Annotated in this window: 25 protein-coding genes and 1 pseudogene; 6 read left to right on the forward strand and 20 right to left on the reverse strand. The window is 57.5% G+C overall.

The annotated features are described in order from the left end of the window. Positions 1-149 precede the first annotated feature (149 nt). Together AC2FGB_RS09190 and AC2FGB_RS09195 are read left to right on the forward strand one after the other, a co-directional pair. The gene (locus AC2FGB_RS09190; RefSeq protein WP_142636690.1) at positions 150-2,039 is read left to right on the forward strand and encodes an acyl-CoA synthetase; all 1,890 of its coding nucleotides are present in this window, start codon (positions 150-152) and stop codon (positions 2,037-2,039) included. Positions 2,040-2,052: 13 nt separating this feature from the next. Further along, positions 2,053-2,976, forward strand: coding sequence for an alpha/beta hydrolase (locus AC2FGB_RS09195; protein WP_496693854.1), 924 nt, complete (start codon positions 2,053-2,055; stop codon positions 2,974-2,976). Between the two features lie 4 nt (positions 2,977-2,980). On the opposite strand, the gene AC2FGB_RS09200 is transcribed toward AC2FGB_RS09195, so the two are convergent. From AC2FGB_RS09200 to AC2FGB_RS09275, 16 genes and pseudogenes are all read right to left on the reverse strand, one after another. Next, positions 2,981-3,817 (reverse strand): alkaline phosphatase family protein, encoded by an 837-nt coding sequence (locus AC2FGB_RS09200; RefSeq protein WP_496693853.1) that lies wholly within the window; start codon positions 3,815-3,817, stop codon positions 2,981-2,983. A 143-nt stretch (positions 3,818-3,960) separates the two neighbouring features. Then, positions 3,961-5,598: an ABC transporter ATP-binding protein gene (locus AC2FGB_RS09205; RefSeq protein WP_142636696.1), complete on the reverse strand. Its 1,638-nt coding sequence runs from the start codon at positions 5,596-5,598 to the stop codon at positions 3,961-3,963. Continuing rightward, entirely contained in the window at positions 5,595-6,410 is an 816-nt protein-coding gene (locus AC2FGB_RS09210; RefSeq protein WP_142636698.1) for an ABC transporter permease, read from the reverse strand. Before AC2FGB_RS09210 ends, AC2FGB_RS09205 begins: the two co-directional genes overlap by 4 nt. Continuing rightward, a complete protein-coding gene (locus tag AC2FGB_RS09215) occupies positions 6,410-7,366 on the reverse strand; it encodes an ABC transporter permease (RefSeq protein WP_142636701.1) in 957 nt (318 codons plus the stop codon). The genes AC2FGB_RS09210 and AC2FGB_RS09215 overlap by 1 nt, the downstream gene beginning before the upstream one ends. Positions 7,367-7,381: 15 nt before the next feature. After that, complete coding sequence (locus AC2FGB_RS09220) at positions 7,382-8,965, reverse strand: ABC transporter substrate-binding protein (protein WP_142636703.1); 1,584 nt, start codon at positions 8,963-8,965, stop codon at positions 7,382-7,384. A gap of 125 nt (positions 8,966-9,090) precedes the next feature. Next, entirely contained in the window at positions 9,091-11,082 is a 1,992-nt protein-coding gene (locus AC2FGB_RS09225; protein ID WP_496693852.1) for a CocE/NonD family hydrolase, read from the reverse strand. 51 nt (positions 11,083-11,133) lie between these two features. Further along, positions 11,134-12,237 (reverse strand): DUF4147 domain-containing protein, encoded by a 1,104-nt coding sequence (locus AC2FGB_RS09230; protein ID WP_496689652.1) that lies wholly within the window; start codon positions 12,235-12,237, stop codon positions 11,134-11,136. Next, the gene (gene dtd, locus AC2FGB_RS09235) at positions 12,237-12,674 is read right to left on the reverse strand and encodes a D-aminoacyl-tRNA deacylase (protein WP_271949362.1); all 438 of its coding nucleotides are present in this window, start codon (positions 12,672-12,674) and stop codon (positions 12,237-12,239) included. Before dtd ends, AC2FGB_RS09230 begins: the two co-directional genes overlap by 1 nt. A gap of 20 nt (positions 12,675-12,694) precedes the next feature. Then, positions 12,695-13,363 (reverse strand): nitroreductase, encoded by a 669-nt coding sequence (locus tag AC2FGB_RS09240; RefSeq protein ID WP_496693851.1) that lies wholly within the window; start codon positions 13,361-13,363, stop codon positions 12,695-12,697. A gap of 85 nt (positions 13,364-13,448) precedes the next feature. Further along, positions 13,449-14,558: a TFIIB-type zinc finger domain-containing protein gene (locus AC2FGB_RS09245; protein ID WP_281972708.1), complete on the reverse strand. Its 1,110-nt coding sequence runs from the start codon at positions 14,556-14,558 to the stop codon at positions 13,449-13,451. A gap of 18 nt (positions 14,559-14,576) precedes the next feature. Continuing rightward, the gene (locus tag AC2FGB_RS09250; protein ID WP_281994944.1) at positions 14,577-15,068 is read right to left on the reverse strand and encodes a cytochrome b; all 492 of its coding nucleotides are present in this window, start codon (positions 15,066-15,068) and stop codon (positions 14,577-14,579) included. Between the two features lie 65 nt (positions 15,069-15,133). Next, positions 15,134-16,282: an SPFH domain-containing protein gene (locus AC2FGB_RS09255; protein WP_281994943.1), complete on the reverse strand. Its 1,149-nt coding sequence runs from the start codon at positions 16,280-16,282 to the stop codon at positions 15,134-15,136. 22 nt (positions 16,283-16,304) lie between these two features. Further along, positions 16,305-17,309, reverse strand: a complete 1,005-nt coding sequence (locus AC2FGB_RS09260) for a DUF2927 domain-containing protein (RefSeq protein WP_496693850.1) — start codon at positions 17,307-17,309, stop codon at positions 16,305-16,307. Further along, a complete protein-coding gene (locus AC2FGB_RS09265; protein WP_496693849.1) occupies positions 17,278-18,468 on the reverse strand; it encodes a toxic anion resistance protein in 1,191 nt (396 codons plus the stop codon). Before AC2FGB_RS09265 ends, AC2FGB_RS09260 begins: the two co-directional genes overlap by 32 nt. A 31-nt stretch (positions 18,469-18,499) precedes the next feature. After that, positions 18,500-19,414 (reverse strand): 5-bromo-4-chloroindolyl phosphate hydrolysis family protein, encoded by a 915-nt coding sequence (locus AC2FGB_RS09270; RefSeq protein WP_271949379.1) that lies wholly within the window; start codon positions 19,412-19,414, stop codon positions 18,500-18,502. 177 nt (positions 19,415-19,591) lie between these two features. Next, positions 19,592-20,398 (reverse strand): annotated as a pseudogene (locus AC2FGB_RS09275) (pseudouridine synthase); the annotation flags it as partial. A gap of 61 nt (positions 20,399-20,459) precedes the next feature. Between AC2FGB_RS09275 and AC2FGB_RS09280 the strand changes: the two are divergent. Then, positions 20,460-20,915 carry a nucleoside deaminase gene (locus tag AC2FGB_RS09280; RefSeq protein WP_496693848.1) on the forward strand — a complete coding sequence of 152 codons (456 nt, stop codon included), beginning with the start codon at positions 20,460-20,462 and terminating at the stop codon, positions 20,913-20,915. A 28-nt stretch (positions 20,916-20,943) separates the two neighbouring features. Here the strand turns inward: AC2FGB_RS09280 and AC2FGB_RS09285 are convergent, their stop codons facing one another. Both AC2FGB_RS09285 and AC2FGB_RS09290 read right to left on the reverse strand, forming a co-directional pair. Further along, on the reverse strand, positions 20,944-21,921 hold the full coding sequence (locus AC2FGB_RS09285; RefSeq protein ID WP_496689659.1) for a nuclear transport factor 2 family protein: 978 nt from the start codon (positions 21,919-21,921) through the stop codon (positions 20,944-20,946). Between the two features lie 7 nt (positions 21,922-21,928). After that, positions 21,929-22,621, reverse strand: coding sequence for a metal-dependent hydrolase (locus AC2FGB_RS09290; protein WP_496689661.1), 693 nt, complete (start codon positions 22,619-22,621; stop codon positions 21,929-21,931). A 58-nt stretch (positions 22,622-22,679) separates the two neighbouring features. Here AC2FGB_RS09290 and AC2FGB_RS09295 point away from each other — a divergent pair, with 58 nt between their 5' ends. After that, the gene (locus tag AC2FGB_RS09295; RefSeq protein WP_496693847.1) at positions 22,680-23,336 is read left to right on the forward strand and encodes a ceramidase domain-containing protein; all 657 of its coding nucleotides are present in this window, start codon (positions 22,680-22,682) and stop codon (positions 23,334-23,336) included. On the opposite strand, the gene AC2FGB_RS09300 is transcribed toward AC2FGB_RS09295, so the two are convergent. After that, the gene (locus AC2FGB_RS09300; protein ID WP_496689663.1) at positions 23,327-23,890 is read right to left on the reverse strand and encodes a DUF4202 domain-containing protein; all 564 of its coding nucleotides are present in this window, start codon (positions 23,888-23,890) and stop codon (positions 23,327-23,329) included. The genes AC2FGB_RS09295 and AC2FGB_RS09300 overlap by 10 nt on opposite strands. A 135-nt stretch (positions 23,891-24,025) precedes the next feature. Further along, positions 24,026-24,184, reverse strand: coding sequence for a hypothetical protein (locus AC2FGB_RS09305; protein ID WP_185956681.1), 159 nt, complete (start codon positions 24,182-24,184; stop codon positions 24,026-24,028). Between the two features lie 227 nt (positions 24,185-24,411). On the opposite strand from AC2FGB_RS09305, the gene gatC reads away from it, so the two are divergent. Then, positions 24,412-24,699, forward strand: coding sequence for an Asp-tRNA(Asn)/Glu-tRNA(Gln) amidotransferase subunit GatC (gatC, locus tag AC2FGB_RS09310; protein ID WP_142636734.1), 288 nt, complete (start codon positions 24,412-24,414; stop codon positions 24,697-24,699). A gap of 3 nt (positions 24,700-24,702) precedes the next feature. Continuing rightward, positions 24,703-26,190, forward strand: a complete 1,488-nt coding sequence (gene gatA / locus AC2FGB_RS09315) for an Asp-tRNA(Asn)/Glu-tRNA(Gln) amidotransferase subunit GatA (protein WP_496693846.1) — start codon at positions 24,703-24,705, stop codon at positions 26,188-26,190. The last annotated feature ends 2 nt before the right edge of the window (positions 26,191-26,192 follow it).

Genomic DNA, 26,192 nt, shown 5'->3' on the forward strand with positions numbered 1-26,192 from the left:
TGATGGCGAGATATTTTGTTTTGCGCCCCAGCGTCATTCTACATTCTGGGTTGTTCTGCCGTTAAGCCCTTACTTGCACATGAGCGGGTTTTACTTTCATCCTAGATGAGAGCCTGCGCGTGACGCAGTAAAAGTACAGGGAGGAACTAATGGCATTCGCGGGATTAGACGATAAGGCAAGAATAGAAAATGAAATGCCGTGGGAGGATCGAGACGTACCGGTAACCTTTCATCAGTTACTTTCTCGAACGGCGGCCAAGTTCCCCGACCACAAGGCCATTAGCTTTCAGCTGTTTTCCGGCCCAACCGATAAGGCCGAGACACTGACGTGGTCTGATCTGCTGGGTAAGGTCAATCAGGCCGCCAATCTTTTCAGATCTCTGGGTATCGGTGAAAACGATGTGGTGGCCTATGTGCTGCCCAACTGCAACGAAACTCTGGTGACCCTCATGGGAGGGGCCGTCGCAGGGATCGTGAACCCGATCAACCCGTTGTTGGAGCCCGAGCAAATCGCAGCAATTTTGCGCGAGACGAAAGCCAAGGTTGTTGTGACGCTAAAGTCATTTCCCAAAGCCGATGTTGCACAGAAGGTGGAAGAGGCCGTACGCCACGCGCCCGGTGTGAACACAATTCTGGAAATCGACCTGAATCGCTATCTGACGCCTCCGAAATCGTGGATCGTGCCCCTTGTGCGTCCCAAAATGGGCGACAAGGCTAAATTGGCTCATGCGGATTATTTGAATTTCAGCAAAGAGCTGGCGAAACAGCCCAAGACACTGACATTCGAAGACAGTAAATCAGACCGTGTTGCGTGCTATTTCCATACTGGTGGTACAACCGGCATGCCCAAGGTTGCACAACACAAATATTCCGGCCTGATCTATAATGGCTGGTGTGGTGGCACCTTGTTGTTCGACGAAAACGATGTGGTCATGTGCCCACTGCCCATGTTCCACGTCTTTGCTGTGCATGTGATCGTCATGGCTGCGGTGAGTTCGGGTGCGCATGTGGTCTTCCCGACGCCTCAAGGATATCGCGGGGATGGCGTTTTCGACAATTTCTGGAAACTGATCGAGCGTTGGAAAGTCAGCTTTATCATCACGGTTCCGACAGCGATCTCTGCCAAAATGCAGCGCCCTGTCGACGCTGATATCTCGTCAGTGAAAACGGCCTTCTCAGGCTCGGCTCCTTTGCCGGTTGAACTGTTCCGTCGCTTTGAAGAGGCCACCGGCGTCACTATAGTCGAAGGCTATGGCCTGACCGAAGCCACCTGCCTTGTGTCGTGCAACCCGGTGGATGGCGAAAAGAAGATCGGTTCGATTGGCGTTCCGTTCCCTTATACGGATGTGAAAATCCTGCAGGATGGGCCCGACGGTCCGACCGAATGTGGAACTGATCAGATTGGTGAGATCTGTATCTCGAACCCCGGCGTATTTGCGGGCAACACGTATACAGAGGTCGAAAAGAACGTGGGCCTGTTCCACTATGACAAATATCTGCGCACCGGTGATTTGGGCCGGTTTGACGATGATGGCTATTTGTGGATCACCGGTCGTGCCAAGGATTTGATCATTCGCGGCGGGCACAATATCGACCCGGCCGAGATCGAAGAGGCGCTGTTGGGGCATGAGGCCGTGGCATTTGCCGGTGCGATCGGTCAACCAGACGCCCATGCGGGCGAAGTGCCCTGTGCCTTTGTCGAACTGGTCTCTGGGGCCAGTGTGACAGAGCAGGAGCTGATGGAATACTGCAGAGTTCACGTTCACGAGCGTGCCGCGCAACCTAAGCACATGACAATTCTGGACGAACTGCCCAAGACGGCAGTGGGCAAAGTCTTTAAGCCCGAGCTACGTAAGCAGGCGATCACACGCATCTACAATGGTGCGCTTGAAGACGCAGGCGTTGCTGCGCGTGTGGTTTCGGTTCTGGATGATAAAAAGCGCGGACTTGTCGCGCAGCTTGACGCCAACGGTTCCTCGGACGACGATGTCAGCAAAGTGCTGGGATCGTTCACCCGGCCATGGGAGTGGGCTGCCTGATCGCGGAGGGGCTATGGACTATGAACGTCTGATTGATGAAGAAACCTGGGCGTTCATAAGACGAACGGCTGAAAGCTATCCTGATGACGCGGTCGAATTGTCGATCGAAGATCAGCGCGGCGTCTATGACGTAATGTGCAAGGATTTTCGCCAGCCTCGCCCAATGGGTGTTGAAACAGAAGACAGGCGCGCCGATGGCGTGCCTGTTCGCATTTACACCGCAGGCAATCCAAGCCGGACGGTGATCTATTTCCACGGAGGCGGGTTTGTCGTCGGCGGACTGGACAGTCACGACGATGTCTGTGCCGAACTTTGTGCACAAACTGGGTATCGGGTGATTGCCGTGGATTACCGCCTGAGCCCCGAACATATTCATCCTGCCCAGTTTCACGATAGCTGGGCGGCAACCAACTGGGCGGTGCAAGAGTTCCAGGACCCTTTCGTTCTGGCGGGCGACAGCGCGGGTGGAAATCTGGCCGCCGCAGTTTCACAGCACGGACGGACGCAGTTCGACAATCTTCTTGGTCAGGTCCTCATCTATCCAGGCTTGGGCGGAGATTCGTCCCGTGGTTCCTATAAGGAACATGCCCATGCGCCTTTGCTGACGCTGGAAGATGTAAGTTTTTACGAGAAGGTGCGCTGTGGTGGAGATGTGCCGGAAAACGACCCGACATTTGCTCCATTGCATGACACGGATTTCTCGGGGCTGCCCCCGACCGTGGTGGTAACTGCAGATTGTGATCCCTTACGTGATGATGGTGCGATCTATTGCGAACAGATCAGGGCTGCAGGTGGGCAGGCTCATTGCATCAATGAACCCGGCCTTGTGCACGGCTATCTGCGGGCGCGCACCATGGTCAAACGTGCGGCGGACAGCTTCGAGAGGATCTCGGTGGCGATAGAGGCGTTGGGCCAGCAGATCTGGCCCTACGACTGATCCCCTACTTCAAGAAGGGCTGACCCTTCATGGTCTCGGCAATCGGGGCACCCAAACGGTCCAGAATCGTGGGCGCCAGCTGTAGCTGGTCGATCACAGCGTCCGCATCGGGGCCTTCGGCGTCACCGAAGTAATACAGCGCGGTTTCCTGCTGCAATGCGCCACGCCCACCGTGATGGCCACGATCGTCCTGGCCGTGATCTGCGGTGACGATGACGTCGTAACCCAACTGCCGCCAGCGCGGGATAAACGGGGCCAGCATTTCGTCCATCACGAAACAGGCATGGTCCATCTCTTCACATTCATGAAAGAACCTATGACCCATGCTGTCCAAAGTGCTGGTATGCAGCAATCCATAGTCCAAGCCATGGCGTAGGCAGAGATTGGTCAGCGTTGCGAACAGATCGACGTCACAGGGCGTCATCTGGTTGGCTTTGCCATAGCCTGTCATCGTGTGGAACCGACCATGATTGATCGTTTTGCTGTTGGGCTCGTCATATTCAACATCGCGGACATAGTCGAATGGATGGCGATTAAAGAATTGCGACCAGAAGCTGTGGGCCACAGCCCCAGTCACGCCGCCGGCTTCGCACACTTGGCTGAAGATGTCCTTCTGACTCAGGCGGAACACGTTGCCATTGCCGGTACAGCCATGCTCCTGCGGTGTTACACCGGTATGGATCGAGGCATAGCAGCTTGCCGAGATTGACGGTAGCACAGCGCGCTTCTTCCAAACGCGCGCCTCGCCGGTGTCGACCCAGCCTTCCAGATTGCCGAACAAGCGACGGAAATTGCGCCATGGAACACCGTCCAGAATGATGAGGAGAAGTTTGCGGCCCATGCTCTGACCCTTTTTCAGATTGCTTCAGCCGACCCTAAAAGATTCGGTGCGGTCTGGCTGCCTGATCCCGCCCCGAATGGCAAAATCCCGACACCTTGATCGAATGGCGCCGGGATTTCATAAACTTACGGGAAGGGCCGGGATCAGTTCCCGGCGCTTTCCATTTTGCGGTGGGCGACGACCTCTTCCAGCCAGCCCAGATGCATTTCGGGGACAGAGCTGAGCAGTAGGTCGGTATAGTCATCAAACGGTGGGCTCAGCACCTGCGACTTGGGGCCGTAGCGGACGACTCGGCCCTGATACATCACCGCAATACTGTCGCTGATCGCGCGCACCGTTGCCAGATCGTGGGTGATGAACAGATAGGCCACATCCTCGATCTTCTGCAGGTCCAGCAGCAGTTTGAGGATACCATCCGCCACCAGCGGATCGAGCGCCGAGGTGACCTCATCACAGATGATCATCTTAGGCTTGGCCGCCAATGAACGCGCAATGCAAACACGCTGTTTCTGGCCGCCAGAAAGTTCCGCCGGATAGCGATCCATGTACTTCTCGCCCAGCTCGATCTCATCCAGCAGTTCCACGATCCGCTTGCGCTTTTCGGCGCCGCGCATGTTGAAGTAGAACTCCAGCGGGCGCCCGATGATCGTTCCAACGGTTTGACGCGGGTTCATTGCCACGTCTGCCATCTGATAGATCATCTGCAATTCACGCAGGTCTTCACGGCTGCGGCCCTTCAGGTCGCCACTGAGCTTGCGTCCGGCGAAATTGATCTCGCCATCGCGCGGCGGAAGCAGACCGGTGATCACCCGTGCCAGCGTGGACTTGCCAGAACCGGATTCGCCCACAACCGCTAATGTTTGGCCTGGATGGAGCTCGACATTGACGTTGTGCAGGACGTCGAAATTTAGCCCCTTATAGCGCGCAGTGATCCCGTCAACTGTCAGCACTGGTTCGGATGTTGGCTTCTTTTCTTCATGTTCGATGGAGCGGACCGAGACCAGCGCCTTGGTATACTCTTCCTGCGGGTTGTTGATGATCTGATCGGTGTTGCCGTACTCAACCGTGTTACCCATGCGCAGAACCATGATGTCGTCGCTGACTTGTGCAACGACGGCCAGATCGTGGGTGATATAGAGCGCGGCAACGCCGGTATCACGAATGGCTTCCTTAATGGCCATCAGAACATCGATCTGGGTGGTTACATCCAGCGCAGTTGTCGGTTCGTCGAACACCACCAGATCAGGCTCAGGACAAAGCGCCAGTGCTGTCATACACCGCTGTAGCTGACCGCCCGAAACTTGGTGCGGATAGCGATCACCAATATTGTCCGGATCGGGAAGCCCCAGTTTGGCGAACAGTTCCCGCGCGCGGGCTTCGGCCTCTTTACGCGAGAACTTCTTGTGCTCCACCGCGGCTTCGATCACCTGATCCATGATCTTCTTGGCTGGGTTGAACGATGCTGCAGCGGATTGCGAAACATATGCTACTTCGCCTCCGCGCAGATTACGGATATCGCTATGCGGGGTTTTCAGGATATCGCGCCCGTTAACCCAAACCTCTCCGCCGGTGAGTTCAACACCACCACGGCCATAGGCCATTGAGGCCAGACCAATGGTGGATTTACCGGCCCCGGATTCACCGATCAGCCCCAACACCTTGCCGCGTTCAAGGTCAAAGCTGACCCCGTGCACGATTTCGATATCATGGGGTTTTTCACCCGGTGGATAGACGGTCGCGCCGATTTTGAGGTCGCGGACCTTGAGAAGGGTATCACTCATCCCCGGCCTCCTTTCAGCGATGTGGTACGGTTCAGGACCCAGTCAGCAACAAGGTTGACCGAGATGGCGAGGGTCGCGATGGCAACAGCCGGATATAGCGCCGCGCCGATGCCATAGACGATACCGTCTTTGTTTTCCTTCACGATTCCACCCCAATCCGCCAGCGGCGGTTGGACGCCCAGACCCAGGAACGAGAGGGTCGAGATAAACAGAACCATAAAGATGAACCGCAATCCGAACTCGGCCACCAGAGGCGACAGAGCATTGGGCAGGATTTCCCGGAAGATGATCCAGATACGACCCTCACCGCGCAGCTTGGCAGCCTCAACATAGTCCATCACATTGATATCCACAGCGACAGATCGCGACAGGCGATAGGGGCGTGTGGCATCCAGCAGGCCCATCACCAGGATCAGGATCGGGACAGTCACCGGGACAATCGCCAGAATGACCAGCGCCAGGATCAGTGTCGGGATCGACATGACGAGGTCAACCGCTCGGCTGAGGACCTGATCGGCCCAGCCACCAAGAACAGCGGCCAGCAAGCCCAGCGTGGTGCCGGTGGCAAAGCTGAGGATTGTGGCAGCAGCAGCGATAAAGATGGTCGTGCGCCCGCCATAGATCATGCGAGTTAGCAGATCGCGCCCGATATTGTCCGTACCCAACAGGTGTTTGGCACTGGACGGTTCCCAGACATCACCGACCACCTCAGCCATGCCGTAAGGAGCGATCAGGGGTGCCGCGAGCGCCACGAAAAAGTACAGCCCGGTGAAAAACAGACCGATCATGGCCGAAATAGGAAGATTCTTCATCATTTCGGGTGCCTCAGTCTTGGATTGGCAAGGATGGACACGATATCGGCAACCATGTTTAGCCCGATATAGACCGCAGCGAAGACAACGCCGCAGGCCAGAACCACAGGCACGTCACGCTTGGTCACCGAGTCCACAAGATATTGCCCCATGCCAGGGTAAACGAACACCACTTCGACCACGACGACGCCCACGACCAGATAGGCCAGGTTCAGCATAACAACGTTGACAATGGGCGAAATCGCGTTGGGGAAGGCATGTCGCGCGATGACCTGAAAACTGGACAAACCTTTCAGCTCAGCCGTTTCGATATAGGCCGACTGCATCAGGTTTAGGATTGCGGCGCGGGTCATCCGCATCATCTGTGCCAATACCACCAGCGTCAGCACAAAGGCCGGCAAGGCGATTGCATAGAGCTTTTCGCCGAAGGACATCGAATCGTTGATCATCGCAAGCGAGGAAAACCAGCCCAGTTTTACGGAAACGAAATAGATAATCACGTAGCCGATCAGGAATTCGGGGATCGAAACCGTGGTCAAGGTCACAGCCGAGATCAATTTGTCCGGCATACGGTTGCGATAGCGGACGGCCAACAAGCCAAGGAAGATAGCGAGTGGTACGGAGACGACGGCGGCGGCACAAGCCAGGAACAGCGTGTTGCCCAGGCGCTTGCCGATGCTTTCAGCGATATCCAGTTTGTTGGTCATCGATTGGCCCAGATCGCCTTGAACGATCCCGCCCAGCCATTCGGCGTATCGGGTCAGGGCAGGGCGGTTCAGCCCCATTTCCTCACGTAAGTTAGCAAGAGCCTCAGGAGTTGCGGACTGTCCCAGGACGGCTTGCGCGGCGTCTCCGGGCAGGGCTTCGGTCAGGCCAAAAATCAGGGCCGAAGCGCCAAACAGCAATAGGAGTCCCAGCGCAAGGCGCTGGGAAACCAATTTGATGATAGGATGCATGATCCGTGGTCCTTATCAGGAGAACCACATCTTGCGGGACATGTTGCCGTTCATCATCTCTTGGGTCGGGTCGCTTTCCCAACCTTCCAGCTGATTGCTGACACCTTCGACGAAATCATTGAACATCGGGCAGATTACGCCGCCTTCGTCGCGGACCATCATGCCCATCTGTTTGTAGATGTCCTTGCGCTTGTCATTGTCCAGCTCGGCGCGGGCTGCAAACAGCATCTCGTCAAAGGCCGGAACCTTGAACCGCGTGTCGTTCCAGTCTGCGGTCGACAGATACGCGGTCGAATACATCTGGTCCTGCACCGGACGGCCACCCCAGTACGAGGCGCAGAACGGCTGTACGTTCCAAACCTCGGACCAGTAACCATCGTTGGGTTCACGCTTGATTTCCAGCGGGATACCAGCCTGAGCCGCGGTCTGCTGGAACAGGGCGGCCGCGTCCACTGCACCAGGGAAGGCGCCATCAGCGACCTGCAGAATGATTGGCGAGCCGTCATGACCCGACTTCTTGTAATGCTCAGCTGCTTTTTCGATGCTGAATTCACGCTGCGGGATCGAACCGTCAAACAGCGGGTAGGCCGCGTTGATCGGCATGTCATTCCCAATCGAGCCATAGCCACGCAGAACCTTGTCGACCAGATCCTGACGGTTAATCGCGTGTTTCAGGGCCAAACGCAGTTCATTGTTATCAAACGGTGCCGTGTCGCAATGCATGATAAACACATAGTGGCCACGGCCTGCGGTTGAATGCACAGTCAGGTTCGGTGCGCGACCCAGCAGATCAGCAATCTTGGGCTCAACCCGGTTGATCGCGTGGACCTGACCGGATTGCAGCGCGGCGGTCCGGGCGGTTGCGTCATTGATAACAACCACTTCGACGCTGTCGAAATTGCCGTAATCGCTCCAGTGGTTGGCGAATTTCTTGAACACGTGGCGCACGCCGGGTTCGTTGACTTCCACTTGGTAAGGGCCGGTGCCAACCCCTGCGCCCGGATCTTCCATGCCGCCATCCGGCTGGATGATCAGATGATAGTCCGCCATCAGATAGGGCAGGTCGGCATTTGGTTCATTCAGCGTAACCTGGAAATTGTCGCCATCAGCCTTCATCGATTCGATGCCGCGCATGATGCCCAGAGCACCGGACTGGGAATCCTCGTTCGAGTGACGCTCCATGGTTTTCAGCACGTCTTCGCTGGTCATGGTCTTGCCGTTGTGGAATTCCACGCCCTGACGCAGTTTGAAGGTCCAGACCCTGGCATCCGCGCTGCCTTCGACGCTTTCTGCAAGGCGCGGTTCGATCGATCCATCGGGCGCAACCTCGACCAGTTGGTCGCCGAACTGCTTGCCGTTCTGGAACGGAACCGAGCTGGCATAGGTGGCCGGGTCAAGCGAGTTGGTGGATTCCCCGCCCTGCAGGCCAAATTTCAGATCACCGCCCTTTTTCGGGCCAGCCGCGCGTGCAGCATCGGCAAACATTGTGCTGGCCATCGCAGCAGACACACCAAGTGCTGCAGCTTTCCCCATAAATTCGCGGCGGGTCAGCTTGCCAGCTGTAACCTGCTTGGCCATGTGAGTGATTTGTTCGTTCATTCAGATATCTCCCAGTGATTTATCTCGTCAGCCCCTGACGGGTTTTTTTATTGACGCGCCAGTCAAGTTAGGCGCAATTCGGTTGGTCGAGCAAGAAAAAAGTCCGGCTCAGACCTGCTTGAATTTCACATATGATTACGCGGTACGGTATCCTCCTTAGTCTTTGAAAATACCAAACTGCCGTTTTCAAATGCCTTGAGTTCAGCACAGAGGTAGAAGTTTCCGGCGTCTGACCACATTTCGCAAGATGTTTCTGTACGCAGCTCTGTGCCGTCACGGATTATCTCTTGTGTCCAATGGCAATATCCGCGCGCAGATAAGGGGTCATCAGGGCGAATCGACCAACGTTCAAAGGCTGTTCCGCCATGTGTCAGGCCGTGGTGGTTGTCCGTAACAAGGCCAAAGTCATCTTCGATAATCAGATGAGTTTCCCCCGAGTTCATGTCAGTTTCGACCTGTCGAGAGTTCCGGCTGTCTCGGGCAGTCGTGATGTCGTGTGCGGCCTCGGCATCCGGGGGGGGGAATACATATGCCTCGCTAGCCGCGTGACGGATGGGCAGCTTGATTTGGCCCTCGGTCAGATGAAGTTCTGCAGACTCGGGCGAAGGCCAGATCAGCGGCCAATAGGCGCTGGATACCGCAATCCGCAAGCGGTGTCCCCTTGGCACCCGATAAGCGATATGGTCCAGATTCAGCGTGACCTCGTATACCTTGCCTGGGACCAATTCGGTCGGTTGCGAATGGGTATCGCGATGGCACAGGTTAAGGACACCGTATGTTATGCGTGTTGTTGCCCCATCGGGATGGACGTGATTCAAGCGCACTGCCATCTGGGCATGGGGACGGTCGGCACTGATGTGCAGGCATATTTGCGGCGCGCCCACGATGTTCAGATCATTGGCCAGTGGGGCGCTGTCGAAACAGGCCGAAAATGCATCATCCACACGCTGATCGCCCGGCATATCCGGCCCCAACCAGATGGCGCAGTATTCTCCGCCTTCCATCCCGCAGGTCTGGGGGGATCGGATGCACGTGTCCAGCGGTCCGGGTTGGTCCAGCCCAACATTAGAAATATTCAGAGTTTGAATAGGAAGATGCGAGGTCGCGCCTTTATCCTCGGTTATCCAGCAACCGGGCCGTTCCTTGTACCAGCGCTGGGGGCGTACCCCATCCATAAGATAGGCGCGATAGTCGGGTTCCTGGTCGACGCCAGTATCCTGGCCTTTCAACCAATGGTCCCACCAACGCAGGGCCTCTTGCAGAAATCCGATTCGGGGCTCCGGAACAGCAAAATGCGGATACTTGTGAACCCATGGTCCGACGATCCCCTTGACTGGAGAATCAAGCTGTTCAACCAATAAAGGCACCGTATTCTTATAGGCATCACCCCAGCCGCCAACAGCCAAAGTCGCCGCCCGGATAGCGCTGAAATCCTCGCAGACTGACCCGTGACGCCAATAGGCATCCCGAGTCTGATGGCGCAACCAGACAGAGGGCAGAAAGGGCTCGTTCTCAAGGCGGTCCAGCCACAGCTCGCGCCAGTTCGGACGCAGGGCCGGATCGGGAGCGCGCGATGAATAAGACCACATGGTCGCGCCCCAGCCGAGATTTTCGTTCAGCAGGCAGCCACCCTTGTAGTGGATGTCGTCCGCATACCGGTCGGCGGTCGAGCACAGCGTGATAATCGCCTTCAGCGCCTCTGGCTGTAGTGCCGCCACCTGCAAAGCATTGAATCCGCCCCAACTGATCCCCATCATTCCTACAGAACCAGAGCACCACGGTTGCTGCGCCAGCCACTCGATAGTTGCAACTGCATCGTCCAGTTCCTGCTGGGTATACTCATCCTCCATCAGCCCTTCGCTGTCACCATTGCCGCGCATGTCCACGCGGATGCAGGCGTAGCCGCGCTTGGCAAACCAAGGATGGGTCAGGGCGTCTCGTGTCGCAGTGCCGTCGCGCTTGCGATAGGGCAGGAACTCCAGAATGGCAGGTACAGGGTGGCTTTCTGCATGCGACGGCTTCCATATCCGGGCTGAAAGCCGGCACCCATCCGGCATGTGAATGCCGACATCTGGCAGGTCTTCGATGTCGAGTAGCGAATTGTCGGCTGGATTCATTCAGTCAGTCTCGGGGCCAAAAGGGTTTTGGTGCAGGTGAAAATCGTCAAATCAGCTTCGGATTGCGACAATAAGGTCCATTACGTTGGTTCCGGTCGGCCCGGTGACGAAAAGAGCATTTGCGCGTTCCAGATAGCTGCCGCTGTCAGCATCCCGCAGCGCCTTTTCCGCACCATCGCCCCAAATGGTCCCGTCAACAATCGCCCCCGCGGCCTGGGTCGGCCCGTCGGTGCCGTCGGTGCCCCCGACAAGCAGCGTCAGCCCAGCAATACCCGCGATTTCTCTGGCCAACGCTAAAGCGAGGGCCTGATTGCGCCCACCCTTGCCTGGATTTCTGGGCAGCACGACAGTTGGCTCTCCACCGAAAACCATGACGCCTTCGGGCATATTGCGCAGCCGTGGCCCCAAACGGGCTGCTATGCTTTTCAGGTCATCGTGCAGGCATTCCTCATTCGCTAAAACGGGTGCGCCCTCGGCCATGGCCAGTCGGGCGGCGGCAGCACGGGCATGCTTGTTCGATGCAACGATGCGCGCAACTCCCTGAAAATCGCGCGGCTCAGGAAGTGCGCCAATGCCCGATCCGATAACGTTCAGGTCATCGCCGGGCACATCGGAAATCGCCAGAACAGTCGCCTTCGCTCCTTTGAACTGGGCCAACAGGCCAGACCCTTTGATTTGGGACAGTTTGCGCCGTTCGGCGTTCATTTCAGAGATATTCAACCCTTCCGACAGCAGTTTTCGGTTCAACTGCTCCAGATTCGCCAGCGTATTGCCGGGTACAAGGTCCTCAGCCAAAGACGAGGCCCCGCCCGAAGCCAGCAGCAGCAAATGCGAAGATGATCCCATCGATTGGACCATCTCACGCAGTGCGCGGCCCGCTTGCAGACTGCGGATATCAGGAACGGGATGAGAGGCCTCGATCACCCTGACATGGTCAGGCAGGGCGTCCCCGTGGCCATCCTTGGTGACAACTAGCGCGGGGAGGGGGCCGAAATGGTCCAGCGCTGCGCGGGTCATCGCCGCCGCAGCTTTGCCGACAGCCAGAATTTGGTTGGGTTGCTCTACATCGTTCAAGGCGGATAACGTCGCCGCATATCCACCAACCGCGTCAACCCCGGCCTGCCATATTCGGGTTGCCTTTTGCCTTTGCTCCATCAGCTTTCGACCCAGATCGTGACCGGGCCGTCATTGACCAGTTCGACGGCCATATCCGCCCCGAATTGACCGGTTTCGACAGGGACGCCAAGACCACTTAGCCGATGCGCGAAAACCTCATACAAGCGTTTTCCAACCTCTGGCGGTGCCGCTTCAGAAAACCCCGGGCGGTTCCCGCGCGAGGTATCAGCGGCAAGTGTGAACTGGCTGATTACTAGGGCCGAGCCGCCCGTATCCAGAACCGACCTGTTCATCTTGCCGGCCTCATCCTTGAATATCCGCAGCTTTGAGACCTTGGCAGCAAGCTGTTCGGCCTTTTGGTCGTCATCCCCCTGCATCGCGCAAACCAGTATCAGCAGGCCCGGACCGGTTTGTCCGATCACCGTACCCTCGACCGAGACTTTTGCCAGCGAGACCCTCTGCAACAGCGCACGCATTTGGTTCCTCCATTTGATGGTCAGTCGACCCACTCGACAAACGCGTCGGGCGCGGCGCGACTGGTTCTAAACCTGTTGGCCGGGTGGTCTTTGTCTGCATAGCCGAAAGAGATCGCACATAGGATCAGACGGTCATCCGGGATGTTGAAATATCGGTGCAGAAAAGGGCCATAGCTGGCCACTGCGGCCTGCGGAATTGTCGCTATGCCCAGAGCCTGCGCCGCTAGGGTGAAGGCCGTAACAAAGCCACCACAATCCATCGCGCCATAAGCGCCGAGTTCCGTTGGGCTGGATATGATTGCACAATGGGGCGCTCCGAAAAGGGCGAAATTCTCCATCATCTGCCGGGTGGACCCGGCGCGATCTCCGCGTTCAACGCCAACGGCTTCGTAAAGGGCCCAGCCGCATTCACGGAGGCGTTCCTGGTAGATGCCCGAATAGGAGGCAGGAAAGGGCAGGTCCGGGGATGGCGTGTCCGCGGTTACCTCATCCTGCAGAGCCTTCCGAAACTTATCGGTCTCTGGCCCGCTGGTGATGGTCACGTTCCAGGGCTGCGCATTGCACCAGCTTGGAACGCGGGCTGCGCTGGTCAGGATCTGATTAATCTGATCCTTTGGCACCGGGTCAGACAGGAAGGCGCGGCAGGAATGCCGTTGATCCAGTAGACTGTTCAGAGCGGATAGTGTCACACAGGCCTCCCCATCGGCGTTGACAGGGCGCAGGATGAGGTCAGACTGGCGGATGTTCAAGTGCTGATGCGGTTAGCCGGTCACGTCATTGCTGACCGGTTGCCACCATGTAACCAACACCGGCAGCTACCAAAAGGCCAAGGCACACGGCGACAGAGATCTTGAGCGCTGACCAGGGACGTTCCCCCTGAACGCGCCCGGTGCGGCCGTTTACTACAAACCTGTACGTCTGCCCCCGATATTTGTAGGCGGCCATCCAGATCGGCAGGAGGACATGCTTGAAGGTCACATCCCGCACATCGGTCTCAACCGCATGAACGCGCTGCCGATCGCCACCAATATCAAAGCGTACATCCCGTTCTATCACGCGGGACATATGTGTGCGGGCTTCGGTGTAGCCGTCATTCAATTCGACTGTATAGGCCTCGGCCCGAAAACCGGCGAGGTACTCAGGCTGATACGGTTCCAACGCGGGTAAATCCCAGGGTTCCAGCGCGTCGGTGTACTTCTTGGGCAAAGACTGGGATGCCAAAACCAGAACGTCATCAAAGAACCGTGCGACCCGGCCCGATTTCGGGGACCATCTCACCTTGGCGACCCTTTGCTGTACACGCTTGCCATCGCGCATGACGCTGCGTGTTTCATAGTAAACTATGCCGCGCTCGCCCCGATATGTGGATTTCGTATCCGCATCGAAGGTCCAGTATGGAACATAGATACCCTGCATCTTGCGCCCTTTGCGGGCATAATCCTTCAACCCGTTTGGGGCGAACCATAACCGTCCCAGCCAGTCTCCCATCGCCTTATGCGCAGTGCGTTCATCCAGCGCAAAGGGCAGCACGCCGCGGGGTTTGATGTGACGGCTGATGCCGGTATCCGTCACTACTGGGGTTGCGCAAAAGGGGCATTCGGCTGCGTGCGTGGCCGGGTCAAATTCAACCTGAGCCGCACAGTTGGGGCAGGTCAGAACACGCGTTTCCTCGATCTCATCGTCAGGCAGCTGATCCGAAAGCGCACTGTTGAAATCCAGCTCTTTCAGGCTGGAACCGCCCCACGGTCCGGCGCCAATTGCCTCTGAGTGACCGCAATGGTCACAGGTGAGCGTACCATCACCGGGATTGAACCGATAATCCGCCCCGCATTGATCGCAGGGAAAGCGGTGTTCGTCTACAATGTTAGGGTCGGTAGGGGCCATTGAAGTCTCGAATTTGCGTTATCGGCCAGAGGACAGGCGCATCCGGTTCAGCACCCCGTCCCGTTTGATGAAATGATGCCAGATGGCAAAGGCAGCGTGACCTAATGCGACGAACAACAGGGCATTGCCCACGGTTTCGTGGACCTCACCAGCAACATGGATACCCCCGAACCAGGCCAACATGCCGAAGATTGGCACCGCGACCATCAGCGCATAAAGCAAGAGATGTCCCAACTTTGCTGCGGTCGCCATCAGGGCCGAGCTCTCCTCAACCGGGGCAGGCGCGCCCTGTCGCCACCGTAGAAGGATGCGGACCAGGATCAGCGCAAAGACGATGCAGCCAAGCCAGACATGAGGGGTGGCCCCTTCTGTCCAGACCGTGTTGCCCTCGAGCCGGGCGTGCAGGGCCCGTCCCATGCCATCGCTGCTGATCCATTCGCCGATGATGATCACAGCGATCAGCCAGTGCAATACGATTTGGGGCTTTGAGTAGCGGTCCAAAGTAGACATTCGTTTGCTCTTTCAGAGAGGTTGCGGATACGCGTTAAACGTTGCTGCCTAAGCTTTCCGTCACTTCAGGCTCCGGGCGGGGGTGGCGGCAGGATCGTGAACAACTGCGCCAGTTCCTGTACCTCACCCGCCTTTTTCCAGCCGTCCTGACCGGCGGTCCAGACATGGGTGTCTCGTGTGATCTCTCCGTCTGTCGCCATGCGGCCCATCTTGGCCTTGGAAAATGGCCCGCTGGTTTGCCCGTCAACGGCGATATGCCAGACATGTTCCACTGGCGGTGGCGGCGGAGGCGCCGTATGCGCCGCAGGTTGCTGGGCAGCGGGGGCGGAACCGCCCCACGGACCGCTCGGCTGACCCGCTGCCATGTTCGACATCTGCTGTGCCATGGCCATGCCCATTCCCATGCCAAGGCCAGCGCCCATGCCACCGCCCTGACCGGGATTGTTGGCCGCGGCTGTCATCGCCTCAGCGGCTGAATACTGGGTGAATTTACCCAGATCACCAGCCAGCCCCATCGATGTCCGCTTGTCCAGCGCCGCTTCAACTGCGGGTGGCAGTGAGATGTTCTCGATATAAAATTCAGGCATCTCCAGCCCGTACCCGTCCAAGACCGGGGTCACTTCTGCCGCGATCAACTTGCCCAGATCGGCGGTATTGGCGGCCATGTCCAGAACCGGAATGCCTGATCCTGCGATGACCCGGCTGAATTCCTGAACGATGATATTGCGCACCTGAAAGCTGATCTCGTCCATCGTGAACTCACCATCGGTGCCGACGATTTCGATCATGAATTTTGCTGGGTCTTTGACCCGGGTTGTATAAGTACCGAAAGCGCGAATGCGGGTCGGTCCGAATTCCGGATCGCGCAGCATGATCGGATTCTTGGTGCCCCATTTCAGGTCATTGAAGCGAGTCGTGTTGACGAAATAAATCTCGGATTTGAACGGAGACTGAAAGCCATGGTCCCAATGCTGCAGTGTCGTCAGGATCGGCATATTGTTGGTCTCGAGCATATAGAGACCAGGAGTGAAGACATCCGCCAGCTGCCCCTCATGCACGAAAACGGCCGCCTGGCCTTCGCGCACGGTCAGTTTGGCGCCGTATTTGATCGCATGGCCCTCGCGTTCGAACCGCCAGACCATCGTATCGCGGGTGTCGTCGACCCAGTGGATGACGTCGATGAACTCGCCGGTCAGAAAATCGAAAATACCCATTTGGGGTCTCCTTATCTTGGGCTCACAGCTGCTGGCCCATCAGTTCGCGCGCAATGATCCGCACCACGGGACGCGCGTCTTCGACAGCCACGCCAGGCTCAAGACGCGGGTCATAGAGCATTGTCAGTAATTTCTCGTCATGGCTGGTCAGCAGCGCAAATTCATCGTCATCATTAAAGATGGAGGGTCGCGCAGCGTTGCTGTCATTGGAGAGTCCCAGCCCCTGCGCCATTTCTTCGTGGATGCAACTGCGCCGCAGCATATCAGGCAATTCAGCACGGATCAGCACCACCGCCCGAACAAACCGGTGCAGGGACCGGTTGGTCGGAGACGCGATGACAAAACAGTCAATATTTGAACGCGGGTTTGCAACCAGGTCTAGCAAAGGCTGATCGATACCGGGCACAAGCTGTTTCAGGCGGGAGACCACGTATGCACTGTCATCCTTTCCCGCGAAAAAGACATGGAAATTTGCCTTGCGGGTAACGACAGACATCGGATGGCCGGTCACTTTGGACAGCCGCGCGGTAAAGATCTCGACCTGTTCGGCATCCTTTGCCCGCATTTCGGGGGACACAGACGGGGCGAATTCTGTCTGAACACGGATAGGGGCGGACCATCGGCTAAGCTGGCCCTCGGTCGAGTATGTGGTCGCGGTGACGGCGTGATCTGGATACTCGTTGAAAAAGGCAATCGTCTCGAAATTCCGCTCCAGATCGCTGGCATCATAGGGTGTGTCCGGCCCGCCGCCATCGCTGCGCAGCATACCACGCGTTAGCAGGTCACGTTCTACCCGCTGATAGAACCGCGCAAGATCCTGACTGGCCGCAGATGGAGGTACATAGGCATTAGGGGCAGGCGCTGGGGGGGCTACGGGGCGCGGTTGAGGGGCAACCGAAGACGTCAGGGCCTCGTCGCAGTTGGCCAGCGCCAGCAATGCGACCAGACCCAATACAGGCTTCAGATATCCCTGTGACCGCACCTTCAATCCACCATCAGCCCGGAACAGCTGTTCCGGCGTTGTCACCGATACCGTCCTTGCGCGCTTTGGCTGCGGCCAAAGTGTCGCGCAGTTCGGTTTCCATCTTCTGCAGCTCTTGCTCGGCAGCGGCGCGTTTGGCCTTGCCTTCATCCGCAATCTCCAGGCTTTCATTGATGGTTCCGATCAGATCGGCATTGGCCTGTTTTACGGCCTCGATATCAAAGACACCGCGCTCCATTTCCTGACGGATCACCTTGTTCGACTCGCGCAGGTTGGCGGCATTCGCAGTCAGAAGGTCGTTGGTTAGGTCATTCGCATCGCGCACGGCGGCGGCGGCCTCGGCGCTGCGCTGAATGGTGACGGCTTGTGCCAGCTGGGTTTCCCAGAGTGGCACGGTGTTCACCAGGGTCGAGTTGATCTTGGTCACCAGGGATTTGTCATTTTCCTGAACCAGACGGATCGAGGGCAGCGACTGCATGGTGACCTGCCGCGTCAGCTTCAGGTCATGCACCCGGCGTTCCAGATCATCGCGCGCAGCACGCAAATCGCGCAGCTCCTGCGCTTTCATCACCTGATCCTCTTCGGGAGCGGCCTGAACCTCGGCCTCTTTCTGAGGAATGTCCTGACTGTCCAGTTCGTTCAGCTTCTCTTCGCCGGCCGCGATGTAAAGCGCCAGCTCATCATAAAAGCCCAGCGTCTTTTCATACAGGATGTCCAGGGACTTGATGTCCTTCAACAGCGTATGTTCATGCGAAAGCAAGTCATCCGTGATCCGGTCGATCTGGCCTTGAACCTGTTCGTATTGGGCGGTGAACTTGGCGAACGGGGCGGCCTTGCCCAGCAGTTTTTCCCACCAGCTACGCTCGCGCCGCACGTCGAGTTCGCTGACCGAGAAACCACGGATCGTGGTCACGATATTACGCAGGCTGTCACCTGCCGGACCGACATCTTTGTTACGTACATCCGCCAGCATCGCCTGGCTGATTTCCTGCAACTCGGCCTGCGCACCCGAGCCGAAGGACACGATGGAATTCGTGTTCCCCATGTCGATCTCGCCCATGCGTTTACGAATTTCAGCACCTACAGGCTCGTCGGCCTCTTTCAGAAGGACAATTTCCGCCGTGGGGTCGGGCAGGGCGACGGCGGTCACTTCCTGTAGCAGCGTTTCGGCTTCGACTGCCTTGTTCTTTACTTCCTCGGACATGGGGTAATCCTCTCTGTATACTTCGGGCCGGTCAGTCCAACCGAACGCCTTCGCGCTGCAACCGTTCGCGCAGCACGTCAATTTCAACCGTCAGATCGCTGCGGTCATCCAATAGCATCTTACGGGTCCTGGCAGAGAAATTCTGTTCCAGGTCATCCAGTAGAGACGAGTAATTCTGCAGCGACTGTGCATCACGTGTTCTCGCATAAACATCCGAGAACTTGACCGTCGCGTCACGGGCACCCTGCAGATAGACGGTCAGGTATTTTCTTGCTCCGGCCAGATCGCGCGGATCTTCTTCGACGGTGCGAAACAAATCGCGGGCAGTTTCCTGAAATCGCTCGACCCGCGCTTCGATCCGGCGGTCCCCAGCACGTTTGATGGCGTCGGTCATTTCGGTCAGATGCGCCTCAGCGTCTTCGACTACCCGTGCGACACGGTCCTGCTGAAAGGTATCGATGCCTTCCATGCCTTTGTCTGACATAGGGTCCAGGCCGAAGGAAACGGAATGCAACACAGCAGCGGCGGTGCCGAATAAAACTGGGGCGATGAGGCTGGCGTCAGACACGGTTGCCGCATCGAGAAACTCGGATCGGTATGAGGCCAATCCAGCCCCAAGGCCGGTCAGAACGCTGGAAAATATCTTGCGGGGAATTGCCGGGCGCCGGGCTGTGCGCCGCGCGTTATAGGCCGCTTCGGCCCGCAACCCTTCGCGCAGCAGAAAGGCCGCCCCGGTCAGCAAACCAGCGGCAATCAGGCCAATGGTCATCCCGATTGCACCGTCGTTCAGCGACAGAAACACCAATGGAACAGCCGGGATAAACAGGATATTAGCCCGTGCTCCAGCTGGTTCTACGCGCGCGCCATCAAACTGACCGCGCGCCGGTTGATCTGTCGACGAATCTGAGTCGTTTGGGCTGTATTTGCCGCCAAAGCGTTTGGCCATGTGCTTACAGCCCTCCCAGTAACCCGGTGCAGACGCCGAACAACAGAACCAATAAGGCCACGTAAGCCAGTTTTTGTACTCCGGACCCGGACATGATGCTCCCTGAGTTTCTCTTTGCGGAAAACTTAGGGGATGCGCGGCCCCGGCGCTAGGGGGAAGGTTACCTAACCCTTATCATTTGCGAGATTTCTTGCCGATCGGAGGCCGTTTGCGCTGTGGCCGTGCAGGGCGTTTGGCCGGAGCCTCGGGCTCAGCCTCAAGACCAAGCTGATCACGCATGACCCGGCGGCGAATTTCCTCGACCTCTCCGGGTTTCAGTTTGCCCAACTGAAACGGGCCGTACGAGACGCGCAGCAACCGGTTCACGGCAAAGCCGATATCCTCGATCGCGCGGCGGATTTCGCGGTTTTTACCTTCGCGCAGGCCAATGGTCAGCCAGGCGTTTGCACCCTGTTGCCGATCGAGTGTTACTTCCATCGGTTGGAACCGTTCACCCTCGATCACCAGCCCCTTTCGGAGCGGCGCGAAATCCTCGTCTTTTGGACGCCCGTTTACACGGACGCGGTATCTGCGCAGCCATCCGGTGGCAGGCAGTTCCAGCTTGCGCTTGATGCCGCCATCATTTGTCAGCAACAGCAACCCTTCCGAGTTCAGGTCAAGCCGCCCGACGCTCATGACGCGGGGCATGTCCTCGGGCAACTTGTCGAAGATCGTCGCGCGGCCTTTTTCGTCCTTCGTCGTCGTAACCAGACCGGGTGGCTTGTGGTACAGCCAAAGACGTGACGGTTCCGGCTCGGACACCGGCTTGCCGTCGACGGTGATCTTGTCTTTGGCGGTAACGTTCAGCGCGGGGCTGTCGATGGTCTTGCCGTTCACAACCACACGACCTGCTTCGATCATGCGTTCCGCTTCCCGGCGCGAGGCGACGCCAGCGCGGGCAAGGACTTTGGCGATCCGGTCGCCTGGAGGAGGGGTATTAGTCATTTGCAGCCCATAGCGCATCCCGCCGCCTTGCGAAAGGCAGGTTTCTGATGCAGTCAGAGGCATGGAGTTCAGATCGTACATGGATATCGCGCTTGAGCAGGCGCGCGAAGCCGGTGAACGCGGCGAAGTTCCGGTAGGGGCTGCTATCGTGCTGGGCGACCGGGTTGTCGCCGTGGCAGGCAATCAGACACGCGAGTTGAACGACCCAACCGCACATGCCGAGATTCTGGCCCTGCGCGTCGCCTGTGCTGCGACCGGATCGGAACGCCTGATTGACCACGACATCTATGTCACACTGGAACCCTGCGCGATGTGCGCCGCGGCTTTGGCCGCCGCTCGTGTTCGGCGGATCTATTACGGGGCCTCTGATCCCAAATCGGGTGGGGTAGCTCACGGGGCGCGTGTGTTTTCCCATCCACAGTCGCACCATAAACCCGAAGTGTTTGACGGTATTGCCGCCAAGGATTGCGAAGCCCTGCTGCGCGAATTCTTCACCAAAAAGAGGGCCAGTAAATAATCTGGGTTGGGACCACCGGCCTGCGGTGCTAGGGTTTGGCCCAGTCCACGCGATAGACCGTCTGTGGACCACCGAACCCCTTTAGTTGAGCCGAAATCGGAGCGCTGAACTGCAGCCCGGCGGTCGCGCCCAGCAGCAATCGGGTAACGTCGGTGACAAGAATTTCATTTGCGCCACAAAGGCCAGTCACCCGTGCGGCCTTATTGACCACTGATCCAAAGAAATCCTCGTCCCGCTGAATGACATCGCCGGTATGAATGCCAACCCGAAGACCCAAGGGTATATCCGACTGTAGGGCCGCATTTTCCCTCTGGAATTCGGTTGCCGCTTGGATCGCGTCGTGGACAGAGGAGAAGATCGACATCGTGCCATCCCCAAGTGATTTGACCAGTCGGCCGCCATGGGTGTGAATCAGATTTTCAGCCAGATCGAAATGGCTGGATATGAGCGCGGTCCATTTGTGATCTCCGACCTTACGCGTAATTTCAGAAGAACCCGCGATATCAGTAAACATGACCGATGCCGCGCCCTCTTGTTGATCCTGAGTGAATTCCTGCCGAGCTGCCGCGATCAATGCGTTCAGCGCTTCATGCTCGATCCCGATTTTCTCCATGTTCGAAGTCGGGTTGGAGACATGCATCTGGATCATCTTCCAGACACCGTTTTCCAGATGCAATACAAAGGTGAACCTATGGAGTGTGGCTTTGCCGTTTGATGTGAATGCAAGTGTTGCTTCGCAATGGGCCCATCCTATGTCACCGCATTCAAACGCCTCGAGCGAATGTTCGTCCCAGCTGAAATCCGGAATTTCGCGGGTGTGGTCGGCAAAGCCCTGGCGGAACACCTGTCCGGACCAGCTTTCGCCATCTGCCGACCCCTGATACCGCAGATGTTCAGATGACGAGAGCAGGTTCATCAGCGCGGCGCGATCCTTGAGGCGAACCGCATCATTCCAGCGCCGTATGACAGCGACCAGTTCTGGAGAGGGTGTTACCGCGTTACTCATCAAGCGGCTACAGCTTGATGGCTTGCATCAGCTGCGGTTCGATCACCTCGACACCCGGCAAACCGTCCGCCAGCACCTGCGCGGATTGTTCCAGAATCGGGAAGGTCTTGTAATGGCAGGGAATCACGGTTTTGAAATTGAAATAGCGCTTTGCAGCATAGGCGGCGCCTCTCATGTCCATGGTAAAGTGGCCCCCTGCGGACAGGATACCAATATCGGGATTATAGTAATCCCCCATCCAGTCCATATCGGCCATGATATCGGTGTCGCCCGAAACATAGAGCATGTGCCCCTCGGATGAGATCATGAAACCGACCTCGCTGCCGCCGGTTCGCAGCCCGTCTGGGGTCGAAAATGTCGAGCTGTGCGAGGCGGGTACCATCGAGACCATAACACCGTTCAGGTTGACCGTGCCGCCTTTGTTGAAGCCGACTGTTTCCAGACCCTCGGCTTCGCTCCAGTACCCCATTAGGTCATACTGACCGACCACGGGGACGTTCAGATGTTTGGCCAATGAGACAACGTCAACAACATGATCGAAATGCGTGTGTGTCAGCAGGATATGTGTCGCGTCTTCCAAAGCAGCGTCATGCTGATCTTCAGGCAAAACGGGGTTGCCGGTCAGCCAAGGGTCGATCAGAAGAACCTGTCCTGCTGTTTCAATGCGAAAGCTGCCATGCCCAAGCCAGATGATATTCATGAAAAGCACTCCCAAATGAACTGTTGGCTGCAGACTAGCATCGGGTATGTAAAATTTCATGGATTGGTTTCGGGAAATTGACAGTTATTGCGAGCGTTTATCGCCTGCCTATTGGGCAGAGCCGATAAATGCGGTTACGAATGCCGCCTTTTTGATTGCGGCTTTCATTATGTGGCGGCGGGTGCGCGGGCCGGGGATGCCATTGGCAAAAATGCTTGTGGTTATCCTGGTCGGCATCGGAATTGGCAGTTATTTGTTTCACACCCATGCACAGGTCTGGTCCGCGTTGGCGGATACAGCACCCATCCTGCTTTTTATCCTGACCTATATTTTTGCAACGAATCGCGACGTCTGGCAGTTGCGGCCGCTTTACGCGGGGATCGGCGCGGCCCTGTTTGTGCCATATGCCGCTTTGACGATTCCGGTGTTCCAACTGATTCCGGGTCTGGGCGGATCGGCCGCCTATGCTCCGGTGCCGCTATTGATCCTGATTTACGCCGTCCTGTTGTCGAAATGCCTGCCTGATACCGCCCGCGGGCTGGCGACCGGCGCAGTGATCCTGATCGTGTCAATTACCTTTCGCGCTTTGGACGCACCGATTTGCACGCAGTTCCCGACTGGCACGCATTTTCTGTGGCACATCCTGAACGCCACGATGTTGGGCTGGATGATCGAGGTCTACCGCAGGCACCTAAGCCGTGCATCTCAGGCCTGAAACGCAGCAGCCAGTTCTGTCGGCAGGTCAAATTCGGCCAGAACCCTGGTGCGTGCATCGGATGACATCTTACGCGCGGTTTTCTCGACAATGCTGAGGATTTTTTCCTGCGAGTGCTTTGCGGCGAAGGGAGCGAAATACCATTTGAGGAACACAAAACAGGCCACATCTTCCAGCGCCTGTACCTCGTTGTCACGTTTGATACCCTGCTTGCGCACCATGCGTCCGGCGTCTTGGATTTCGTTTTCTTCAAATCCGCACTGCTTCATCAAGGTCATGACGGTTTGCGCATGGTGTTCGCCCTGCGCCTTGCGCCAAGCCAGATACCCGGCGCGCCCTTCGGGATATTCACTTCGGGCCAGCTTCCAGCGTTCAACATGTTGCCCGCGTGCGGCGATCTCAAGCGAGTTCGATGCATCGGGAAAAAGCCTGGCCAGTTCAGCGCTCATGCGTTGTCCGTAAAGCAACGCTGCGGGTTGGCCGTTCTCTAAGGTTGGATCTTGGGTGTTGGCTGCGTCGATTGCGTCCAGGACTGCCTGTTTTCGCGCGCTCATTCTATGCTCCGTGGGCTTGCCGGAAATCCGGCGGTGTGTTCGGACGCATCGTAGCGAGTCGGCAAATCAAACGCAGCAGTCAAATGCGAAATTCCGGGTCGGAGAGGGGGATCCGACCCGGACGAAGTTGTGGCGTCAGTTACCCAGCTTCGTTTTGTCCTGTGTAACTGGTTCGGAAACCTGATCGGGGAAAGACAGGTCGCGGGTTAGCGAACCCATGGTGGGTCCGAATGCCTGAGCTTGCGTAGCAAGAACAGTAGTGGCCAACACAAATGCGGTCATGAGCGTTTTCATCATCTTACTCCAGTTAGTGGCTGTGCCATGCTGTAAGAAGTGAACGGCGCAGTTCACTTTTTCAAGGCGGATTCTGAACTAATTGGTTTACTTTTGTGCATAGGCGCTATGCATTTTTGTATGGCTAAGCCGCCTCCTTGCATAGAAGGGGCAGAACAACCGCCTGCTACCCTTGCGACCGAGGCATCAGACAGGTAAATGCCCCCTGACGCATATGAGGTTTTCCGATGTCGATTGACCAAAGCACCGCCGCAAAGGTGGCCAAACTGGCCCGGATCAAGGTCGAGGATGACGCGCTGCCTGCGCTGGCATCCGAGTTCAACACCATTCTTGGGTTCATCGAACAGTTGAATGAAGTGGATGTCGACGGTGTCGAGCCGATGGTTTCGGTCGAACCGATGCGCCTGAAGCGCCGCCAGGATGTGGTCACCGACGGCAACCAGCAGGACAAGGTTCTGGCCAATGCCCCCGACGCACGCGAAGGTTTTTTCGCAGTCCCCAAAGTGGTGGAGTAAGACATGAGCGATCTGAACAAACTGGGCCTGGCCGAAGCCCGCGACGCGCTGCGTGCCGGTGATGTCACCTCGGTCGAGCTGACCGAAGCCTGCTTGACCGCCATTGATGCAGCAGATGCGCTGAACGCTTTTGTTCATAAAACCCCCGAGATCGCGATAGAACGTGCCAAGGCAGCGGACGCGCGCATCAAAGCGGGTGATGCGCCGTCGATGTGTGGTCTGCCGATCGGCATCAAGGACCTATTCTGCACCAAGGGCGTGCCCTCGCAGGCAGCCTCAAAGATTCTTGAAGGCTTCAAACCTGAATACGAATCTACCGTTTCGCAGCAACTGGCCGATGCGGGTGCCGTGATGCTGGGCAAGCTGAACATGGACGAGTTTGCCATGGGCAGCAGCAACGAAACTTCGGTCTATGGCAATGCGGTCAGCCCGTGGCGCCGTGGCAATGACGACGCACAGCTGACACCGGGCGGGTCCTCCGGCGGATCGGCTTCGGCGGTGTCGGCTGATCTGTGTCTGGCCGCCACTGGCACCGATACTGGCGGTTCGATCCGTCAACCAGCGGCTTTTGTCGGGATTACTGGCATCAAGCCGACCTATGGCCGGTGTTCGCGCTGGGGCATAGTGGCCTTTGCATCCTCACTGGATCAGGCCGGGCCGATGACCAAGAATGTCCGCGACGCGGCGATCATGCTGGAAACCATGTGCGGTCATGACCCCAAGGATTCCACCAGCGCCGAGTTGGCCGTCCCGAATTTCGAGGCCATGCTGACCGGCGACATCAAGGGCAAGAAGATCGGTATCCCCAAGGAATACCGGATGGACGGCATGCCCGCCGAGATCGAAAAACTCTGGGCAGATGGCGCGGCGATGCTGAAGGTCGCAGGGGCCGAGATCGTCGACATTTCGCTGCCGCATACCAAATACGCGCTGCCCGCCTATTACGTGATTGCGCCTGCCGAGGCGTCCTCGAACCTGGCGCGCTATGATGGTGTCCGCTATGGCCGCCGCGCGCAGTTGGGGCAGGGCGACGGCATCACCGAGATGTACGAAAAGACCCGCGCCGAGGGCTTTGGTCACGAGGTGCAGCGCCGGGTGATGGTCGGGACATATGTTCTGTCGGCGGGTTTCTATGACGCCTATTACAACCGCGCCCGCAAGGTCCGCACGTTGATCAAGAAAGATTTCGAGGACGTTTTCGCCGCCGGTGTTGACGCCATCCTGACCCCGGCCACGCCTTCGGCGTCGTTCGGTCTGGGTGAAATGACCGAGGCGGATCCGGTTCAGATGTATCTGAACGACGTCTTTACCGTGACGGTCAACCTTGCTGGTTTGCCGGGCATATCGGTTCCTGCAGGTCTTGATTCTCAGGGTTTGCCGCTTGGTCTGCAGCTGATTGGCCGTCCATGGGACGAAGGCGATTTGCTGAACACGGCCTATGCGCTGGAAAGCGCTGCGGGCTTTGTGGCCAAGCCGGGGAAATGGTGGTAATC

The organism is Ruegeria sp. CDSC021, assembly GCF_059610845.1.

Coding starts and splice junctions, on each gene's coding strand:
- AC2FGB_RS09285 (WP_496689659.1), bottom strand. CDS start 21,921: ATGAGTAACGCGGTAACACCCTCTCCAGAACTGGTCGCTGTCATACGG.
- AC2FGB_RS09295 (WP_496693847.1), top strand. CDS start 22,680: ATGGATTGGTTTCGGGAAATTGACAGTTATTGCGAGCGTTTATCGCCT.
- AC2FGB_RS09265 (WP_496693849.1), bottom strand. CDS start 18,468: ATGTCCGAGGAAGTAAAGAACAAGGCAGTCGAAGCCGAAACGCTGCTA.
- AC2FGB_RS09255 (WP_281994943.1), bottom strand. CDS start 16,282: ATGGGTATTTTCGATTTTCTGACCGGCGAGTTCATCGACGTCATCCAC.
- AC2FGB_RS09220 (WP_142636703.1), bottom strand. CDS start 8,965: ATGAACGAACAAATCACTCACATGGCCAAGCAGGTTACAGCTGGCAAG.
- AC2FGB_RS09290 (WP_496689661.1), bottom strand. CDS start 22,621: ATGAATATCATCTGGCTTGGGCATGGCAGCTTTCGCATTGAAACAGCA.
- AC2FGB_RS09215 (WP_142636701.1), bottom strand. CDS start 7,366: ATGCATCCTATCATCAAATTGGTTTCCCAGCGCCTTGCGCTGGGACTC.
- AC2FGB_RS09280 (WP_496693848.1), top strand. CDS start 20,460: ATGGAGTTCAGATCGTACATGGATATCGCGCTTGAGCAGGCGCGCGAA.
- AC2FGB_RS09200 (WP_496693853.1), bottom strand. CDS start 3,817: ATGGGCCGCAAACTTCTCCTCATCATTCTGGACGGTGTTCCATGGCGC.
- AC2FGB_RS09190 (WP_142636690.1), top strand. CDS start 150: ATGGCATTCGCGGGATTAGACGATAAGGCAAGAATAGAAAATGAAATG.
- AC2FGB_RS09205 (WP_142636696.1), bottom strand. CDS start 5,598: ATGAGTGATACCCTTCTCAAGGTCCGCGACCTCAAAATCGGCGCGACC.
- AC2FGB_RS09305 (WP_185956681.1), bottom strand. CDS start 24,184: ATGAAAACGCTCATGACCGCATTTGTGTTGGCCACTACTGTTCTTGCT.
- dtd (WP_271949362.1), bottom strand. CDS start 12,674: ATGCGTGCGCTGTTGCAGAGGGTCTCGCTGGCAAAAGTCTCGGTCGAG.
- AC2FGB_RS09270 (WP_271949379.1), bottom strand. CDS start 19,414: ATGGCCAAACGCTTTGGCGGCAAATACAGCCCAAACGACTCAGATTCG.
- AC2FGB_RS09300 (WP_496689663.1), bottom strand. CDS start 23,890: ATGAGCGCGCGAAAACAGGCAGTCCTGGACGCAATCGACGCAGCCAAC.
- AC2FGB_RS09250 (WP_281994944.1), bottom strand. CDS start 15,068: ATGTCTACTTTGGACCGCTACTCAAAGCCCCAAATCGTATTGCACTGG.
- AC2FGB_RS09225 (WP_496693852.1), bottom strand. CDS start 11,082: ATGAATCCAGCCGACAATTCGCTACTCGACATCGAAGACCTGCCAGAT.
- AC2FGB_RS09195 (WP_496693854.1), top strand. CDS start 2,053: ATGGACTATGAACGTCTGATTGATGAAGAAACCTGGGCGTTCATAAGA.
- AC2FGB_RS09210 (WP_142636698.1), bottom strand. CDS start 6,410: ATGAAGAATCTTCCTATTTCGGCCATGATCGGTCTGTTTTTCACCGGG.
- AC2FGB_RS09230 (WP_496689652.1), bottom strand. CDS start 12,237: ATGGAGCAAAGGCAAAAGGCAACCCGAATATGGCAGGCCGGGGTTGAC.
- gatC (WP_142636734.1), top strand. CDS start 24,412: ATGTCGATTGACCAAAGCACCGCCGCAAAGGTGGCCAAACTGGCCCGG.
- gatA (WP_496693846.1), top strand. CDS start 24,703: ATGAGCGATCTGAACAAACTGGGCCTGGCCGAAGCCCGCGACGCGCTG.
- AC2FGB_RS09245 (WP_281972708.1), bottom strand. CDS start 14,558: ATGGCCCCTACCGACCCTAACATTGTAGACGAACACCGCTTTCCCTGC.